General features: G+C 73.0%; 13 protein-coding genes and 1 pseudogene. 3 read left to right on the forward strand and 11 right to left on the reverse strand.

The window, feature by feature from the left end:
• Window positions 1-17 precede the first annotated feature (17 nt).
• The 3 genes from ABD330_RS20290 to ggt all read right to left on the reverse strand — a co-directional run bounded on the left by ABD330_RS20290 (window position 18) and on the right by ggt (window position 3436).
• Window positions 18-596, reverse strand: coding sequence for a hypothetical protein (locus ABD330_RS20290; RefSeq protein ID WP_344467105.1), 579 nt, complete (start codon window positions 594-596; stop codon window positions 18-20).
• 150 nt (window positions 597-746) lie between these two features.
• Window positions 747-1550: an exodeoxyribonuclease III gene (locus ABD330_RS20295; protein ID WP_344467107.1), complete on the reverse strand. Its 804-nt coding sequence runs from the start codon at window positions 1548-1550 to the stop codon at window positions 747-749.
• A gap of 86 nt (window positions 1551-1636) precedes the next feature.
• On the reverse strand, window positions 1637-3436 hold the full coding sequence (ggt, locus tag ABD330_RS20300; RefSeq protein ID WP_344467109.1) for a gamma-glutamyltransferase: 1800 nt from the start codon (window positions 3434-3436) through the stop codon (window positions 1637-1639).
• A gap of 315 nt (window positions 3437-3751) precedes the next feature.
• Between ggt and ABD330_RS20305 the strand changes: the two genes are divergently transcribed.
• Entirely contained in the window at window positions 3752-5035 is a 1284-nt protein-coding gene (locus tag ABD330_RS20305; RefSeq protein WP_344467111.1) for a HEAT repeat domain-containing protein, read from the forward strand.
• A gap of 57 nt (window positions 5036-5092) precedes the next feature.
• Window positions 5093-5419, forward strand: a complete 327-nt coding sequence (locus ABD330_RS20310) for a hypothetical protein (protein ID WP_344467113.1) — start codon at window positions 5093-5095, stop codon at window positions 5417-5419.
• A gap of 25 nt (window positions 5420-5444) precedes the next feature.
• Here ABD330_RS20310 and ABD330_RS20315 read toward each other — a convergent pair whose 3' ends face one another.
• The 4 genes from ABD330_RS20315 to ABD330_RS20330 are packed head-to-tail and all read right to left on the reverse strand — an operon-like array spanning window position 5445 to window position 9518.
• On the reverse strand, window positions 5445-6566 hold the full coding sequence (locus tag ABD330_RS20315) for an ROK family glucokinase (RefSeq protein WP_425555591.1): 1122 nt from the start codon (window positions 6564-6566) through the stop codon (window positions 5445-5447).
• Window positions 6563-7420: an ATP-binding cassette domain-containing protein gene (locus tag ABD330_RS20320; protein ID WP_344467115.1), complete on the reverse strand. Its 858-nt coding sequence runs from the start codon at window positions 7418-7420 to the stop codon at window positions 6563-6565. Before ABD330_RS20320 ends, ABD330_RS20315 begins: the two co-directional genes overlap by 4 nt.
• Window positions 7417-8430 carry an ABC transporter permease gene (locus ABD330_RS20325; RefSeq protein WP_344467164.1) on the reverse strand — a complete coding sequence of 338 codons (1014 nt, stop codon included), beginning with the start codon at window positions 8428-8430 and terminating at the stop codon, window positions 7417-7419. Before ABD330_RS20325 ends, ABD330_RS20320 begins: the two co-directional genes overlap by 4 nt.
• Before the next feature lie 59 nt (window positions 8431-8489).
• Window positions 8490-9518: a substrate-binding domain-containing protein gene (locus ABD330_RS20330; protein ID WP_344467116.1), complete on the reverse strand. Its 1029-nt coding sequence runs from the start codon at window positions 9516-9518 to the stop codon at window positions 8490-8492.
• Window positions 9519-9881: 363 nt separating this feature from the next.
• Here ABD330_RS20330 and ABD330_RS20335 point away from each other — a divergent pair, with 363 nt between their 5' ends.
• Entirely contained in the window at window positions 9882-11009 is a 1128-nt protein-coding gene (locus ABD330_RS20335) for an alpha/beta hydrolase (RefSeq protein ID WP_344467118.1), read from the forward strand.
• 123 nt (window positions 11010-11132) lie between these two features.
• Here ABD330_RS20335 and ABD330_RS20340 read toward each other — a convergent pair whose 3' ends face one another.
• The 4 genes and pseudogenes from ABD330_RS20340 to ABD330_RS20355 all read right to left on the reverse strand — a co-directional run bounded on the left by ABD330_RS20340 (window position 11133) and on the right by ABD330_RS20355 (window position 17929).
• Window positions 11133-13124, reverse strand: coding sequence for an ArnT family glycosyltransferase (locus ABD330_RS20340; RefSeq protein WP_344467120.1), 1992 nt, complete (start codon window positions 13122-13124; stop codon window positions 11133-11135).
• Window positions 13124-14170, reverse strand: a complete 1047-nt coding sequence (locus ABD330_RS20345) for a glycoside hydrolase family 26 protein (protein ID WP_344467122.1) — start codon at window positions 14168-14170, stop codon at window positions 13124-13126. The genes ABD330_RS20340 and ABD330_RS20345 overlap by 1 nt, the downstream gene beginning before the upstream one ends.
• A 362-nt stretch (window positions 14171-14532) precedes the next feature.
• Window positions 14533-16056 (reverse strand): annotated as a pseudogene (locus ABD330_RS20350) (glycosyltransferase family 2 protein); the annotation flags it as partial.
• 280 nt (window positions 16057-16336) lie between these two features.
• Window positions 16337-17929, reverse strand: coding sequence for a PucR family transcriptional regulator (locus ABD330_RS20355; RefSeq protein ID WP_344467124.1), 1593 nt, complete (start codon window positions 17927-17929; stop codon window positions 16337-16339).
• Window positions 17930-18311: the final 382 nt, after the last annotated feature.

The following is an 18311-nucleotide window of genomic DNA, read 5'->3' on the forward strand; positions in this document are numbered from 1 at the left end:
GCCCGTTCCAAGGTGGCCTAGGAGCAGCGCCGGCGCAGCAGCCAGAACCCGCCGACCCCCGCGGCGACCAACGCACCGCCGGTGGCCAGTTCGCCCGAGCCACCGCCGACCGAGCCGCCGAGGCCCGTCTTGACGGCGCCGTGCGGGGCGGCCTCGTCCGGCCGGCCCTTCCAGTCACCGCCCTTCGCGCCGTCGCCCTTCTCCGTCAGCAGGACGGAGACCGCGCCGGTGAAGGTGTCCCCGTTCGGGCAGCTGCCGTCGAGGCCCCAGCCGGGGCCCTTGCCCGCCGGGGCGGGCACCTTCGTGCTGAACTCCTCCTTGGAGGCCAGCCGGACGGAGCCGCTGTAGCGGCCGTCCGGACCGGCCGTCAGGGTGGCCGAACCGGTGGAGAACGCCTGCGAGCTGGCGGTGACGGTCTTGGCCGAGCTGCTCCCGCAGGTGACGCTGACCGTCACGCTCTCGCCCGGTCCCGCCTCCGACGGGTTGACCCAGGCCGGTTCGGCGTCCTTGGCCGGTGCGGCGTTGGCGGGAGCCGCGAGGACGAGCAGAGCTGCGGCGCCCAGCAGGGCGGCGGCGGCCGTACGCGTGGAGCGCATGGCGTACCTCCAGGTTCTCGGGCGCAGCCGGGGACTCCGTCGTCCACGTGATCGAACAGCTACACCCTGTCACCCATGACGGTAGGCACCACCGCCCGGACCGGCCACCCTGCGGGACCGTTCGAGGTCAACCGAACGCCGCTCGGCCCGTCACAGTGCGAGGTCGACCACCACGGGCGCGTGGTCGGAGGTGCCCTTGCCCTTGCGCGCCTCCCGGTCGACATAACTGTCGGTGACGGCATCCGCGAACGGCTTGTTGCCGTACGTCAGGTCGATCCGGATGCCACGGTTCTTCGGGAAGGCCAGCTGGCGGTAGTCCCAGTAGGTGTAGGGGTGGTCGTACTTGAGCGGGCGCGGGACGACGTCCTGGAGGCCGGCCTCCCGCAGGGAGGCCAGCGCGGCGCGCTCGGCGGGGGTGACGTGGGTGAGGCCCTCGAAGGCGGCCGGGTCGAAGAGGTCCTCGTCGGTGGGGGCGACGTTGAAGTCACCGAGCACCGCGAACGGGCGCTCGCCCGCCGCCTCCGTCAGGACGTCCTTGCGCAGCGCCTCCAGCCACTCCAGCTTGTAGCGGTAGTGGGCGTGGTCGACCTCGCGGCCGTTGGGCACGTAGACCGACCAGACCCGGACGGGCCCGCAGGTGGCGGCGACGGCACGGGGCTCGACCTCGGGCAGCAGCGCGTCGTCGGCGAGGTAGCCGGGCTGGCCGGGGAGGTCGCGCACCACGTCGTCCAGGCCGAGCCGGGAGACGATGGCGACGCCGTTCCACCGGCCGGTGCCGTGCGCGGCCGTCTCGTAGCCGAGCTCGCGGACGGCCTCGAACGGGAAGGCGTCGGTGGCGCACTTGAGCTCCTGGAGGCAGAGCACGTCGGGCTTGGCGCTCTCCAGCCACTCCAGGAGTTTGGGCAGCCGGGCGGTGACGGAGTTGATGTTCCAGGTGGCGATGCGGACGGTCACGGCTGGCGGCCTTCCCGGGTGGTGCGGACGAGGAGCGGGAGCCCCGAGAGACTCCCGCCCCCGAACATACCGCCCACGACTGACAGTCAGCGGCTGCTCCGGACCACCGCCGCCGAGCCACCACCGCGCCGGACGGGCTCGGCCGCCGCGATCCAGCGGCCGTCCGGCAGCCGTTCGACGCCGGTGGCGGCGCCGATCTCGCCGCCGTTGACGAAGGACTGGCCGAGCGCCTGGAGCCCGGACACCTCGGGCAGCGCGAGGAAGGCCGGTTCGGCGGCCGTGGTGGTGGCGTTGCGCTGGCTGGCGCGCGGGGCGGCGATGGCCTGTTCCAGCGTCAGGCCCCGGTCGATCCGGCCGAGCAGCACCTGGAGCACGGTGGTGATGATGGTCGCGCCGCCGGGCGAACCGGTCGCGAAGAAGACCTTGCCGTCCCTGAGCACGATGGTCGGCGAGATGGACGAGCGCGGGCGCTTGCCCGGCCCCGGCAGGTTCGGGTCGGGCACGCCGGGGGTGTTGGGGACGAAGGAGAAGTCCGTCAGCTCGTTGTTGAGCAGGAAGCCCCGCCCGGGGACGGTGATGGCGCTGCCGCCGGTCTGCTCGATCGTCAGGGTGTAGGCGACCACGTCGCCCCAGCGGTCGGCCACCGTGAGGTGGGTGGTGCTGGGCCCCTCGTACGTCTCGGTGACGGCCGGCCCGCTGCTGCCGCAGGCGGTGGGGTGGTACGGGTCGCCGGGGGCGAGCGGGCTGGTCAGGGCGTGGCCCGGGTCGAGCAGGCAAGCCCGGGCGGCGGTGAAGGCGGGCGAGAGCAGCTGCTTCGTCGGGACGTCCACGGCGGCGGGGTCGCCGACCCAGCGGTTGCGGTCGGCGAAGGCGATCCGGCTGGACTCCAGGAAGTGCTGGTAGTACTGGGTGCTGTCCAGCGAGGCGAGGTCGCTGTGGTCCAGGATGCCGAGCGCCTCTCCGACGGTCGTCCCGCCGGAGGAGGAGGGGGCGATGCCGTAGACGTCGTAGCCCCGGTAGTCGACGTGGGTGGGCTGCTGCCGGCGGACCTGGTAGGCCGCCAGGTCGGTGGCGTCCACCTTGCCCGGCCGGGCGTTGCGGCCGGAGGCCGGGTCGACCGGCGGGTTCGCGATGGTGCGGGCGATGTCGGCGCCCAGCGGGCCCTGGTAGAGCGTCCGGATGCCCTCGCGGCCCAGCTGGCGGTAGGTGGCGGCGAGGTCGGGGTTGCGCAGGGTGCTGCCGACCACGGGCAGTTGCCCGCCGGGGAGGAAGAGCGCTCGGGTGGCCGGGAAGTCCTGGAAGCGCGCTTGGTTCAGGGCGGTCTGGTCCTGGAAGGTCTGGTCGACGGTGAAGCCGTGGTCGGCGATCCGCTCGGCGGGCTTCAGGGCCTGGTCGAGCGAGGTGGTGCCCCACAGCTTGAGTGCCTTGTCCCAGGTGGCGGCGGTGCCGGGCACCCCGACCGAGAGGCCGCTGGTGACGGCGTCGGCGAAGGCCAGCGGCTGCCCGTTCTCCAGGAAGAGCGAGGGGTCGGCGGTGCGGGAGGCGGTCTCCCGGCCGTCCAGGGTGGAGACCCGGCCGGTGCGGGCGTCGTAGTAGACGAAGTACCCGCCGCCGCCGATCCCGGCCGAGTACGGCTCGGTGACGCCCAGCGCCGCCGCCGTGGCGACCGCCGCGTCCACCGCGTTGCCGCCCTTGCGCAGCACCTCGATCCCGGCGGCGGTGGCCTCCGCGCTGACGGTGGCGACCGCGCCGCCGTAGCCGACCGCCTCGGGCACCTTGGCCGGCCCCGCGCTCGCCTGCGCGGGCGCGGCGGCGGCACAGACCAGGGCGGTGGCCAGGGCGGCGGCCACGACGGCCGACGGGGCCGGGCGGGTCGGCGTTCGCATCAACGTCCTCCTGAAGTAGCGTCAACTCCCTTTTCTTTCACAGTCATTCCTGCGCCACAACCGGTTCGCGGGTCGGCTTTGCGCCACTACTCGCCGGTAGCTCCGCCATCGGCGCGCCCCCTTCCGATGTCCGGCCGTCCCGGCGCCTCATCCGTTCGCTGACTGTCCGTCAACTTCGTTCACCAGAAGACCCTTGACCAATTAATGGGCTACGGTGAATGCTCTTAGTGAGTCAGTTCACATCAGCTGACATCAGGTCGCTGGAGGCGGCACATCCCGCCACGCGGTGGCACCGGGACCGGAGGGACAGCAGCGATGCCCAGTCGTCTACGCCAGGTGGTCACCGACCTCACCCTCCGGGCGACCGGGCGCTCCGGGCGGCATGCCCCCACCCTCGCCGACCGGCTGCACGCCCGGGCCCTCGACATCGGCGTCGACGGCCCCGACCGCGTCCGGGCGGCCGAGGAGCTGGCCCTGCTCGGCGACCCCGGCGGCCCCGAGTCGCTCCACCTCCTCGCCCTCACCAGGACTCTCGACGACACCGCCCGGCTGCGGGCGGCCGAGGCGCTGGTCCGGTTCGGCGACCCGCGTGGCGCCGACCTGCTGCACGCCCTCGCCCTCGCCGCCACACTCGACGGCCTCCAGCGCGTCCGGGCCGCCGAGGCACTGGCCGGGCTCGGCGACCCGCGTGGCGCCGACCTGCTGCACGCCCTCGCACTCGACCCCGCCCTCAAGGGCCCCAAGTCCCTGGAGGCGGCCAAGGCACTGGCCGCCTCCGGCGACCCGCGCAGCGCCGACCTGCTGCGCACCCTCGCCCTCGCCGGGAACCCCGCCAGCGTGCAGGCCGCCGAGGCCCTGGCGGAGCTGGGCGACTCCCGCGGTGTCGAGCTGCTGCACGCCCTCGCCCTGGACACCGCCTTCCGTGGCGGCCGGGCGCGGGCGGCCAGGGCGCTGGCCGACCTCGGGGACGCCCGAGGCGTCGAACTGCTGCACGCGCTCGCCCTCGACCCCGGCTACCAGGACGGCCTGGTGGACGAGGCCGAGGCGAAGGCCGAAAGCCGGGACCCGGTCCGCACCATCGCCTTCCTCGCCGTCGCCGCCATGCTCGACACCACCTTCGGCAACCGCGTACAGGCAGCCCGGTGGCTGGTCGAGCTCGGCGACCCGCGCGGCCTTCCGCTGCTGCACACCCTCGCCCTCGACACCGCCGTCAACGGCCGCTACCGCGTCGAAGCCGCCAAAGAACTGGCCGAGTCCGGCGACCCCCGCAGCGCCGACCTGCTGCACGACCTCGCCCTCGACACCACCATGAGCGGCGGTGCCGGCCACAGCCGGGTGACCGCAGCCACACTCCTGGACGCGCTGGAGGACCCGCGGGGCATCGAGGCGCTGTACGCCCTGAGCACCGACCGCGAGCTGGGCGACCCGGTCTGCACGGAGGCGCTCACGGCGCTGGCCGAGCTCGGGGACCCCCGGGGCGTCAAGATGCTCGCCAGGCGCCTCGGAGTCAGCCGGAACTCGCTCTACCAGTCCCTTCCCGACCGGGCCGGGCTCCGGGCCGGCCGCCTCACCCGGCCGGGCGTTCCACCGGCCTCCTGAGGGCGGCCCGCCGGCTCCCACCCCTTCGAACCCGTGCGATCGCACCGAGGAGGACCCATGGCGTTTCTGAGGTTGCTGGGATGGACAGGCTTCCTGATCGGCAACGGGTTCATGCTGTACGGCTGCCAGGCGGACACCATGGCGCAGAGCGACATCTACGGCCTGGGGACGGTCGTGGTGGGCGTGTCGGTCCTGGTCTTCCGGGCGGCGAACTCCATCGAGCGCCGCGACGGCCGCCGCACGGCCGCCGCCCGGGCCCTGGCCGTGGAGGCGGAGGAGCAACGGCGCGCCCGCCTCGCCAAGGAAGCGGCCGAGCGCACGCGGGCCCCTGAGCGGCCCACCCCCGGCGCGGGTGACACCGGGGAGGACGGCCTCCGGGCCTGAACCCGACCGGCAGGTGACGGGCGGCTCAGGACAGCGCCGCCCGCTCCACCCGGTGCCGCTTGATGGTGCGGAAGCGCCGCGCCACCTGGCGGGCCAGGTCGGCCGCGCCGACCAGGCCCGCCTCGTTGCCGAGGGCCGCGTGCACGATCTGGGCCTCCGGGCGGAAGCCGCGTCCGCTGAGGGTGCGCCGGAAGGCCTCCTGGGCCGGGACGATCAGCAGGTCGCCCGCCTCGGAGACACCGCCGCCGACGACGAAGCGCCCGGGGTCCAGGGCGGCCGCCAGGTTGGCGATGCCGACGCCCAGCCAGGTGCCGATGTCATAGAGCAGCTCGACCGCGACCGGGTCCCCGGCCCGGGCCGCCTCGGTGACCAACGGACCGGTCAGTCCGTCCGGCGTGCCGCCCGCACGGGCGAGCAGCGGCTCGACCACCGGGGACTCCTCCGCCACCAGGCTGCGGGCCTCCCGGACGAGTGCGTTGCCGGAGGAGTACTGCTCCCAGCAGCCCCGGTTGCCGCAGGGGCAGCGGTGCCCGCCGGGCACCACCTGCATGTGGCCGAACTCGCCCGCCAGGCCGTACTTGCCCCGGTCCACGTAGCCGTCACGGACCACCGCGCCGCCGATCCCGGTGCCCAGGGTGAGCATCACCATGTGGTCCTCGCCGCGCCCCGCGCCGAACCGCCACTCCGCCCAGGCGGCGGCGTTGGCGTCGTTCTCGACCACCACCGGGAACCGCAGCCGGGCGCTGAGCGCCTCCTGCAGGGGCTCGTTGCGCCAGTTCAGGTGCGGGGAGAAGAGCACCTTGGAGCGCTCGGCGTCCACCCAGCCGGCCGCGCCGATGCCCACCGCGTGCACGTCGTGGCGGTCGGCGAGCTGGAGCACCAGTTCGACGATGATGTCCTCCACCACCTTGGGGCTGCGGCTCTTGTGCGGGGTGTCCGTGCGGAGCTTCTCCAGCACCCTGCCCTCGCCGTCCACCACCCCGGCCACCACCTTGGTGCCGCCGATGTCGATCCCCACCGTGGGCAGCCGCAGCAGGCCGACCGGCAGGGTGCGGCGGCGGCGTTCCGCGCGGGGGCCGATGCCGAGCAGGGTGGGCAGCGTCACCGGCCGGGTGGCGGGCCGGCTGGCGGGGTTCGGGCTGGTCACGGGCTCGGACGCTCCTTCGGGTCGGTACGGGCCCCGCCCGGGTCGGTACGGGCCTCGCCGCCGGCCAGCTCGTGCGAGAGCTCGGCCAGCTCGGAGCCGCCCGCCATCTCGGTGGTGAGCTGTTCGAGGGTGATCTCGGCGCGCGGGTGGCTCCCGGACATCCTCCCTCGTTTGAGCAGGGTGAAGTGGTCTCCTACCAGGTATGCGTGGTGCGGATTGTGGGTGATCAGCACGACACCGAGCCCGGCGGCCCTGGCGGCGGCGACGTACTTGAGCACCACCCCGGACTGCTTGACCCCGAGTGCCGCCGTCGGCTCGTCCAGGACCAGCGCCTTCGCGCCGAAGTGCACCGCCCGGGCGATCGCCACGCACTGGCGCTGCCCGCCGGAGAGCGTCCCGATCGGCCGGTCCACGTCGTCGAGCTCGATGCCCATCCGGGCCAGCGCGTCCCGGGTGACGGCCCGCATCCGGGGGATGTCCAGCCGGAACCGGCCCAGCTCCGCGCCGAGGAAGAAGTTCCGCCACACCGGCATCAGCGGTACCACCGCGAGGTCCTGGTGGACGGTCGCGATCCCCAGGTCCAGCGCCTGCCGGGGCGAGGTGAGCCGGACTTCCCCGCCGCCGATCGTGTAGCGGCCCTCGTCGTGCTGGTGCAGCCCCGCGATGATCTTGATCAGGGTGGACTTCCCCGCGCCGTTGTCCCCCAGCACACAGCTGATGCCGCCGGCCCGCACCGCCAGCGAGACGTCGGCGAGCGCCCGCACCGAGCCGTAGGACTTCCCGACCCCGGTCAGCTCCAGCAGCGTCCTGGCCTCCGACGGCTCCGGCCGCTCCTCGCGCTCCGGCGGCGTCATCGGGCCGGCCCCCGCTCCGCCCGCCGCTTGACCCAGGAGTTCAGCAGCGCGGCGAGCAGCAGCATCGCCCCCAGGAAGAACTTGAACCAGTCCGGGTCCCACTGCGCGTACACGATGCCCTTGCTGGTCATCCCGAAGATCAGCGCCCCGAGCGCCGACCCGGCCACCGAGCCGTACCCGCCGGTGATCAGGCAGCCGCCGATCACCGCCGCCACGATGTAGATCAACTCGTTGCCGACCCCCTCGCCGGACTGCACGGTGTCGAAGGAGAACAGCAGGTGCTGGCCGAGCACCCAGGCGCAGAAGCCGACGCCCAGGTAGAGGCAGGTCTTGGTCCGGGCGACGGGCACCCCCACCGCCCGGGCGGCGGCCGGGTCGCCGCCGACCGCGAAGATCCAGTTGCCGAACCGGGTCCGCAGCAGCACCCAGCTGCCCAGCCCGACCAGCCCGAGCCACCACCAGACCGTCGCCTTCACGGTCAGCCCGCCCACCGTGAACTCCGAGGCGAACAGCCAGTGGCAGGAGGCGAAGCCCTGCATGTCGCCGATCGGCTTGGTGCTCACCGTGCCGGACACCAGCTTGGTGACGCCCAGGTTGGCGCCGGTCAGCATCAGGAAGGTCCCGAGCGTGACGATGAAACTGGGCAGCCGGGTGCGGCCGAGCACCCAGCCGTTGAACCCGCCGATCGCCAGCGCCACCGCCAGCGAGACCAGCACCCCGACCCAGGTCACGGCGGTGAGCCGGTACGAGACCATCGAGGAGGTCAGCGCGGCGGTGGTCACCAGCACCCCGGCCGACAGGTCGAACTCGCCGCCGATCATCAGCAGCGCGACCGGCACCGCCATGATCCCGATGGTCGACGCGGCGTAGAGGACCGTCCCGATCGAGGAGGCCCGCAGGAAGCTGCTCGCGGCGACGCAGAAGAACAGGAAGACGGCCACCGCCGCCAGCACCGCCCCCAGCTCGGGCCTGGGCGGGCGCCTTCGCACCGGACGGCCGTCCGTCACCAGCTCGGCCGACGAGGCCGGCGGGCCGGGCGGGCCCGGCGCGGCGGGCGCCGCGGGCGCGTTCACCGGGTGCCCCGGGCGACGTACGTGGCGAGCGCCGCCGCATCGTCCTTGGTGAGCACCTGCGGGCCGGTCAGCACGGGCTTGCCGCCGCCGAGCACGTCCAGGTTGGAGCGGTACAGCCAGAGCAGGTCGACGCCCTCGTACCCCTGGAGGTAGGGCTGCTGGTCCACGGCGAAGCCGACCGTACCGGCCTGCAGACCGGTGACCACCTGGGTGCCCAGGTCGAAGGTGTCCAGTTCGACGGGCCGGCGGGCGTCCCGGATCGCCTGCAGACCGGTCGCGGCGAGCGGCGCGCTGAGGGTCAGGACGGTGTCGAGCGCCGGGTCGGCCTGGAGCTTGGCAGCGATCGACGCCCGGGCGTCGGGCAGGTTGACCCCGTCCACGTACAGCGTCTGCAGCGGGCCGCCGAAGGCGCTCCTCGCCCCGGCGCAGCGCTGCTCCTGGCCGACGTTGCCCTGCTCGTGGATGACGCAGAGCACGTTCCGGCGGCCCCGGCCGCTCAGCGTGGTGCCCGCCGCCTGGCCGGCCGTGGTCTCGTCCTGGCCGATGTGGGTCAGCGCGCCGAACCCCGCCGAGAACTCCGCGCCGGAGTTGATGCTGATCAGCGGGATGCCCGCCGCCCTGGCCTTGGCCAGCACCGGCCCCAGCGCGTCGCCCTTGGCCAGCGAGACCAGCAGGCCGTCGACCCGCTGGTCGATCGCGGCCTGGACCAGCTGGACCTGGTTCTGGGTCTGCGCGTCGTTGGAGTACAGGAAGGTGATGTTGTCCTTGGCGGCGGCCTGCTCGGCGCCCTTGCGGACGGTGTCCCAGAAGGCGTCGCCCGCACCCGCGTGGGTCACCATGGCGATCTTCCAGCGCGGGGTGTCCACCGCGCCGCCCGCACCCGCGCCCGCCGCGGCCCGGTTGCGGGCCTGCTCGGCGCGGAGCCCGCCCGTGCTGCTGCACCCCGCCGCGAGCAGCAGCGCGGCCAGCAGGACGGCCGGGAGGACGGCGATCCGCACCGGCCGTGGAGGTGCGGTACGTCTCATGTCCTCGACCCGCCGTCCTGGTCCGCCCGCTCGGTGGTACCAGTGTCGGACGCCCGGGGCCGGGGCGCCGCCGCGCACCGCCGGGCGGGTGAGCGCGGCCTGACGGCGCGACAGGCGATCCGGAATCACAGGGTCCGTTCACCGGCTCCGCGAGAGGACCCTGGGGGCCTTCGACGGACACCCCCGGGCGGATGGCAGACTGGACCCGGCCGTACAGCCGATTCTCACGAAACGTGATGTTCCTCTCAGCTTCCCCTCAGCGTGGAGAGCAACTGATCTGCCGTTCGAATCTGTCTGACCCTATTGAAACGCGTACCGGGCAAGCGGGGCCCGGACAGCTGGCAACCCGGATACGAGAACTTGATGCAACTGACAGGCACCCCCTTCCTCATCTGCACGGTGATCCTCGTGCCCGTCTCCATCGCGGTGGCACTGCTGCTGTGGGGGCGGGTCCGCGGACCGAAGCCGCTGCAGTTCCTGGCCAGGCTCGTCATGATTCTCTTCGCCCAGATCACCGCCGTGCTGATGGTCTTCGTGATGGTCAACAACGCCAACCTGATCTACGGGAGCTGGGACGACCTGCTCGGCACCGGCAACCACATCCGGTCGGTGCCCGTGGTCGCGGCGGACAACGGCACCCCGGGCAAGGGCAGCAGCGACGCCAACAGCCGGCCCAAGGTCCTCCAGTCCTTCACCGGCGTGGACGACCCCAAGGTGCCCAAGGACGTCCAGCGGACCGAGCTGAACGGCCGGCTCTCCGGCGTCGACGGCGAGGTGCTGGTCTGGCTGCCGCCGCAGTACAACGACCCGGCGTACAAGGACAAGACCTTCCCGGTGGTCGAGCTGCTCCCGGGCTGGCCCGGCTCCTCCAGCACCTGGTACGGCACCCTGAAGGTGTCCGAGAAGCTGAAGCCGCTGATGCAGGCCGGCACGGTCTCGCCGTTCATCCTGATCTCGCCGCGCACCCAGCTGCTCGGCAACACCGTGGACACCGGCTGCGCCGACGTCCCGGGCAAGGTCAACGCGGACACCTGGCTCTCCCGTGACGTGCCGCAGATGGTGCTCGACAACTTCCGGGCGGACCCGGGCGCCGACCGCTGGGCCGTCGCGGGCTACTCGGCCGGCGGCCACTGCGCGGAGAAGCTCGCCGTGGAGCACCCGAACCGCTACCGCGCGGGCGTCAGCCTCTCCGGCTACAACGACCCCGCCGCCGAGTCCGCCTCGCTGACCGCGAAGGACCCCCACCTGCGGGAGATCTCCAACCCCCTCAACATCCTGAAGGCCGCCCAGACCCCGCCGACCACCGCCCTCTACCTGAGCGGCAACAAGGGCGACGGCTACGAGGGCGCGATGGCCGTCAAGGCGGCCGCCAAGGCCCCCACCACCGTCACCGTCCAGGAGACCACCGGCGCCCACAGCAGCGACACCTGGGCCCCGATGATCCCCGACGTCTTCAAGTGGCTGACGGGCGTCATCCCGGCCCAGCACTGACGGCCCTCCGGCCACACCCACCGCGCCCGCCCGGTCCCGACCGGGCGGGCGCGGTGCTGTCCGGGGGTCCGGGGTAGGGGTTCGGGGTGCCGCGTCCCGTTCGGGGCGGCCGTTGCGAGGCCGTCAGCGCCGTGTCGCGGCCGGGGCCGCCTTCCGGGTCGTGGTCGCCTTCGGGGTCGGGGCCGGGGTGGGGGTGGGGGTGGGGGTCGCCATCGGGGCCTGCGCCGGATCGGGCGCCGGGGCCGGGGCGGCCGCCGCCTGCGCCGGGGCGGGTGCCGGGGCCGGGGTGCTGCGGAGCCAGACCTCGAAGTGGCCGGTGCCCGCCGAGGTGCGGTACGGGAGGGCGCTGGAGAGGCGGTACTTGCCGCCGGTGCGCATCTCGTCGCGGACGGCGCGGGGCACGTCGCCCATGCCGTCGGCGACGTCGAGGACGACGCCGTCGAACCAGCCGTCCTGGATGGCGGCCCGGTAGCCGGCCACGCCGGAGAGGTGCTGGCCCTTGCGGCCGGTGTAGTCGATGTAGAAGACCGAGGTCCAGTACTGGTACTCGGTGCGGTGCAGGTCGGTGAGGTAGTAGACCGGGCCCTCGTGCGGTTCGCCGAGCCAGCGCTGGCCGGGCTGGACCTTGTTCGAGAGGTCCTGGATCAGGTACGTGGTGTCCGGCCAGATGCCGAAGTTCTTCGCCGACTGGGACATGCCCATGGTCAGCGCGATCACGCTGATCGCGATGGCCAGCTGCGGGAACTTGAAGTGCGCGCCCATCATCCGGGCCATCCCGACCCCGGCCATCGGGGCGGCGAAGAGCAGGCCGAAGCCGACGTGCTTGTGCAGCGAGGTGCTGGTCGACAGGTGGATCTGGTAGAGCGGGGCGAGCAGCGCCGTGGCGCTGAGCAGCACGCCGAGCGCGAGCCGCCAGCGCGCGCCGGGCACGGCCTGCCGCCAGCCGGGCATCTCGCTGAGCCGGGCCCGGCGGGCGTAGAGCACGGTGCCGACGCAGGCGACCGCGAAGAGCAGCCCGCCCCAGCGCGTGCTGTCCTCGATCATCGCCAGCGTCGGGGTGTCGCCGTGGGCGCGGGCGGTGGTGGTGCCGCTGATCGCCGTCATGTAGCCGGAGGCGTACAGGCCCGCGCCGAGCAGGCCGCCCGTCCCGAGGGTGAACAGCGCCGTGCGCAGCAGCGCCCGGAGCACGCCGTGCCGCTGGTACGCGACCAGCAGGAGCAGCAGCGCGATGGTCGGCAGGTAGAGCGCGGCGGCGTACTTGACGCCGACCGCCAGCGCCGCCACCGGGGCGGCGAGCAGCGGCAGGGCCCAGTGGCCGTGGCCGACCCGGACCACGATCCAGGTGGCCGCGGCCAGCAGCAGCACGGCCAGGGCGTCGTACGTCGCCAGGTTGCCGAGGAACAGCGTGGACTGGGCGAACGCGAAGAGGACGGCCGCGCAGAGCCCGGCCCGCTCGTTGAAGAGCCGGCGGGTGAAGGAGTAGAGCAGGCCGTTGGCCACGAGCATGAAGAGCAGGCTCATCGCGCGGACGCCGGTCAGGCCCCAGAGCGAGTCCACTGCGGCCGCCAGGACGGGGTAGAGCGTGGGCGCGCCGGAGAAGTACCCGGCGAAGCCGCCGTAGTCGGGGGCGCCGTGGAAGAGCTGGGCGATCTCGGCGTGCCCGGCGTACAGATAGAGCGCCTCGTCCTCGAAGGCGGAGTTGCGCAGCCGCAGGGTCAGCACCGACTGGACGATCAGCAGCGCGAGCAGCACTCCCCGGCTGATCCAGGTGCGGCGCCGGCTGGCCCGGGCCGACCAGGCGACGTCCGCGACGGGCGGCAGCGTCCAGCCGGGCCGGACGGGCTCGGCGAAGGCGTAGCCGGGGTCGGGCTCCGCCACGGGCTCGGGCAGCGCCCGCAGCTGCATGGTCTGCTCGTTCTCGTACTCCGCCGGCGGCTCCACCACGTCCCGGACCGCAGCCCGGACCGCAGCCCGGACCGGCGACGGGGCCGGGTCCGGGTCCGGCTCGGCGGCCGTGGGCTCGGCGGACTCGGCGGGGTCGGCGGCCTGCTGCTTCTGCTTGGGCACGAACCAGGAGCCCGGGGCGGGCTCGGTCGTCGGGGGACGGCTGTCCATCAGGGGTGCTCCACGTCGAAACCGATACGCGGGTCGGCGGCCGCGCTGCGGAAGGCGGCAAGGGCGTCGGGGCCGCTGTCGACCCGCCAGTCCGTCTCCTTGCGCAGGTTGAACCAGACGAACCCGAGCACGGCGGGGTCGGCGAGCACGCCCGCGAACAGGTCCGCGATGTCGGCGGGCTTGCGCGGGGTCGGCTCGGAGGCGGTCTCGGCCAGCACCACGGGCTTGGTGCTGAACGCCCGGATCTCCTTGAGGGTCGGCCCGAAGAGCGTGCCGAAGGTGTGCGGCCCGGTCTTGGCGTAGTAGCCGATCACGCCGAGCCAGTCGACGTAGCCGTCGCCCGGGTAGTACGGCTTCAGCCGGACCGTCGGCACCGGGTTGATCACGTTGGGGCTCCACACCCAGATGACGTTGGAGCAGCCGACGTCCTGGAAGCGGTCGTGGATGCGCCGCCAGGCCGTGACGAAGTCGGCGGCGTTGCTGTCCTTGGTGCCCCAGGGGTACCAGCCGCCGTTCATCTCGTGCCCGAAGCTGATCGCCACCGGCACGTTCAGGTCGCGGATCGCGAGCGCGGTGCGGCGGATGTAGTCGTCCTCGCCGCCCGCGCCGATCTCGGCCAGGGTCTTCTTGAACGGCTCCCAGGCGATGTAGGGGAGCATCCCGTGCTGCCAGACGGCCTGGGTCTGGTCGGTCTGGAACTCGTCTCCCCAGCCGAGGTAGTAGACCAGCAGGTTGGGCGCCTTGCCGACGGTGGTTCTGAAGGCGTCGACGGGGGCCAGCGACTGCGGCACGCCGTCGAAGGTCGCACCCAGGAACTTCTTCTTGGGCATCAGCATCGAGGTGATGTCGTACGGGACGCGCGGAGCGGCGGGCGAGGCCGAGGCAGCGCCGCCCGGCGCGGCGGCGCCGGCCGGGGCCGCGCCGTTGCCCCCGGCGCCGATCGGCGCGGTGGCGCTGGGCGCACAGGCGGCCGTGGTGCTGCCGAAGGCGAGGGCGCCGAGCGCACCCAGCAGGGCGGAACGCCGACTGATCTGCGGTCGGCTCACGCGCCCGCCTCCTCTGTCTCGACTGTCTCGACGGAACGGACGCCGGTGGGACGGACCCCGGCGGATGGGGCGCCGGCGGAAGTCGCACCGGCGGACGGGGTCTCGGTGTGGAAGGCCCAGGCGGCACGCGCCTCCGCGGCACGGGCCTCGGCAGCGCGGGCCTCGCCCTGGACGGCCCCGGCCGGATGCACCTGGCTGCGCTGGACGGCGATCCGCTGCTCCTCGTGCCGCTGCTCCTCGTGCCGGGGGTCGGCGAGGTAGGGGCTGCCGAGGTACGGGCCCGCGACGTGCCGGCTCACCGAGTGAGCGGTCTCGACGTAGACGCTCGCGTCGGCCGGGTCCACCTCGGGGAGGCTGTCGGTACGCGGCTGGACCAGGACCCGGCCGACGGTGACGGCGTAGAAGACGCCGGAGCCGAGCATCAGGGCGAAGTTCTCCGGGACCATGGTGGACATCCGCCACACCGCCGCCGCGATCCAGAGCACGGCGGTCGGCAGGCTCCAGGCCCACATGCCGATCCAGAACCGGCGGGTCTTGTTGTTCTTCGCGTTGGACGAGCCGGACGGCTGCCAGCCCATCGGACGGCGGCGCAGCAGGTCCCAGATGGCGAAGGTGTGCGCCCAGCCGTACATCACCCGGGTCGCCCAGGCCTCCAGGCGGTACGGGTTGCGGTGCCAGAGCGGGTAGACCACGGTCAGGTAGAGCACGCTGGGCAGCACGTACCACATGTTGGTGGCCTGGAGCTGCTCCGGGAAGAAGAGCAGCAGGGCGAGCGCGATCAGCGGGCCGGTGAAGGTGAGCAGCGCCGTCTCGATGTAGTAGACGAAGCCGGACATGTAGCAGAGCCGGCTGACGAACCGCATCGGGACCCGCCAGAAGTCCTTCATGCTGCCGAGCATGCTCATCGAGGCCATGCACCAGCGGTACTGCTGGTTGTAGTAGGCGCCGATGGAGTCCGGGCAGACGCCGGTGGACAGCGCGAGCGGGACGTATCGCAGGTCCCAGCCGCGGGCCCGCAGGTCGAAGCCGGTGTGCATGTCCTCGGAGTGCTCGATCAGGCTGGTGCCGCCGATCTCGGCCAGCGCGGTGCGCCGGTAGACCGCGCAGGAGCCGACGCAGATCGAGCCGTCGCTGCGCTGCCGGGAGACCTGGACGGAGCGGTAGAACAGCTCCTGGACGGCGCCGGCGCCGCGCTCGATCCAGTTCTGCTGGTCGAGCACCCGGAAGTACTGGGGCGACTGGACGATGGCCGCGCGCGGGTCGTCGTCGAGGTAGGGCAGCAGCTCGTCCAGCAGATCGTGGCGGGGGGCGAAGTCGGCGTCCAGGATGAGGACGACGTCGCCGTCGGAGTTCTCGAAGCCGTGCCGCAGGTTGCCGGCCTTCTTGAACCAGCCCCGGTTCGGGCGGACGAGGTAGCGGAAGCCGAAGTCGGCTGCCATCGCGGCCAGTTCGGGGCTGTCCGAGTCGTCCAGGACGATCGCGGTGAGCGGGCCCTGGTAGGCGTCGGCCAGCAGCTGCACGTACGTCCAGGTGTTGTGCAGCACCTCGACGGGCTCGCCGCAGACCGGCAGGAAGACGTCCACCGACGGGTACTGCTCGGGCTGCCAGGCGCGGACGAGTTTGCGGTGCCGCTTGAGGTCGAAGCTGGGGGTGAAGGCCTCCAGCCGGAGGCCGATCAGGAAGCCGACCACGGAGAGCAGCAGCACCGGTGAGAAGACCCAGATCCACAGGCTGTGCCGCGCGGTGTCGATCTGGCTGTAGAAGACGGAGCCGAAGCCGAGCAGCGAGGAGAGGGTCAGGACACCGCTGTAGCGCTTGACGTACGAGTACTTCTCCTGGTCGTCCGGCGGCGCCGGGAGCAGCCCGCTGCGGCGGGGCGCTGCCATCGGCTTGCGAGGCGCTCGGCGGCGCCCCCCGGAATTCGCCGCGGGACGTTGCGGCGGCACTTGGTGCAGCGTGTTCACAGGGCTGGGCTCCGCCGGGTACCGGACGCTTCAGGCGCAGGAATGCCTGACATTGGTCTAATCCGATTAACCTAGCGAAACCCACCCGCCACCGAAACCTCGCGGCGCTAACGACTGGGCAACAGTCGTGTAGGAACAGTCGCGAGACGGTGCCTTGAACGGCCCGACTGTCAGGGAATTCCCAGGTCAGGGCAGTTCACTGTCAGGCCAGTTCAAGGGCGAGGTAGAAATCGACCCGGTCCTCCAGCCGGGAGAGGTCACGTCCGGTCAGCTCCTCGATCCGGCCGATCCGGTACCGCAAGGTGTTGACGTGGACATGCAGTTGGGCGGCACAGCGCGTCCAGGAGCCGTCCGAGCGCAGGAACGCCTCCAGGGTGCGGACCAGGTCGGCCTGGTGCTCGATGTCGTACCCGATGACCCGGTCCAGCAGCCGGCTGCGGAAGGCCCGGCGGACCTCGTCCGGGACGGCGGCCAGCAGCAGGACGTGCGAGGCCAGCTCCTCCGGGCCCGCGACGCACACCCGGCCGACCCGGGCGGCGGCGATCCGGCGGGCATGCCGGGCCTCCTCCAGGGCGCCGCGCAGTCCGCCGGCCTCCAGGGCGGGGGCGGAGACGCCCAGCGTGATCCGGCCCTCGGAGCCGAGGCCGGCCTCCAGCGGGGCGAGCAGCTCGCGCAGCGCGTCGGCGGGGACGGCGGTGTCCGGTGCGGGCAGCACCACCACCGCGCCGGTACCGCTGCCGGCCACCAGCGCGCGGTCGGCGCTGTCGGTGAGGGCTTCCTCCAGGATCATCCGCACCGCGCCGTCGGGCAGGCCGGTGCCCTCGGCGCTGAGCACCAGCCAGCTGCCCTCCGTGACCATCGGCTTCGGCTCGGCGCCCTCGTAGCGGGCGGCCATCGCGGAGGAGGCGTACAGCGCGCGGCTGATCTCCGCCGGATCGGCGTCCCGCTGAAGCAGCGTCAGGACCTCCTCGGCGATCCGGCGGCGCAGCCGGCGGCCCTCGTCCCGGCGGAGCCGCTCGGCGGCGACCAGGCGGGCCAGGTTCTCGGCGAGCTGCTGGCGCTTGCCCGTCCACTCCGTGACGTCCCCGGCGACGGCGAGCATCCAGTCGGCGAGCGAGGCCTCGGCCTCGGTCGAGGCGGGCGCGGGCAGCAGCGAGTACGAGCCGGAGGCCAGCCGGGCCCGGTGCGGCGGGCGGCGGCGCTGGCGCTGCGCGGCGAGGTGGGCCCGGACGAGTTGGTCGCGGTCCTCGGCGGAGAGCCGGTCGGCGGGGCCGGCGATCACCCGGCCGGTGGAGGCGAGCACCCAGCAGTCCAGGTCCAGGTCGCCGCCGAGCAGGTCCAGCACCGCGTCCAGGCCGCCGCCGCCGGCCGCCGAGACCAGCAGCCGGTGCCGGTCGACCAGCGCGGCCAGGTCGGCGGCCCGGTCGGCGGAGACCTGGCGGCCGATGAACTCGACCACCGTGCCGAAGGCGATGTCGTCGGGGACGGCGAGCAGCGGCAGCCGGTGGCGGCGGCAGGCGTCGACCAGGTCCTCGGGCACCGGGCCGACCTCGGCCTCGCCGGCCGCCAGCGCGACGGCCCCGCCCGCCACCAGGGTCCGGACGAACCGCTCGGAGTCGGCGGGGCCGGTCCGCCACAGCATGCCGGTGAGCACCAGCTCACCGCCGTGCAGGTAGCGGCCGGGTTCCTGCAGGTCCGTGGTCATGACACCGCTGACCTGCCGGTCGAGCTCGTCCTCGGCGGCGAGCAGCCGAAGCTGCGGGGCACCGGGGGCGAGCAGGTCACGGACACGCATCCGCAGACTCCTTTGTCTGGTGGGGGTTCGGGTGAGCTGGGGGGCTCACAGTGTGCCCGAGGAAAGGCACTCGGTGTTACGTCTCAACACGCTCCCGGGTCACGGGGTCATCGCTCGGGAATCACGGCCGGATTACGGTCGTAGGTAGCAGTTCACGAACCGCTGTACAGGGCAATTGTCCGCCTTAGAGGAACGTACAGGATGCCGGGCGGGAGCGAGGTGAGGGCTTCATGCCATCGGTGACTGCCAGTGGGCGGGGTCACAGCGGTTCACTGGCCACACGCCGCCGGACACACCCCGGTGACCAGGACTCAACGCCAGGGCAACGAACGGGCGAGAAAGTCCGAGACACCGAGGGTTTGGACTCTCTCACCCCGGCCCC

It is taken from the genome of Kitasatospora kazusensis (assembly GCF_039529945.1).
GTDB classification, from domain to species: domain Bacteria; phylum Actinomycetota; class Actinomycetes; order Streptomycetales; family Streptomycetaceae; genus Kitasatospora; species Kitasatospora kazusensis.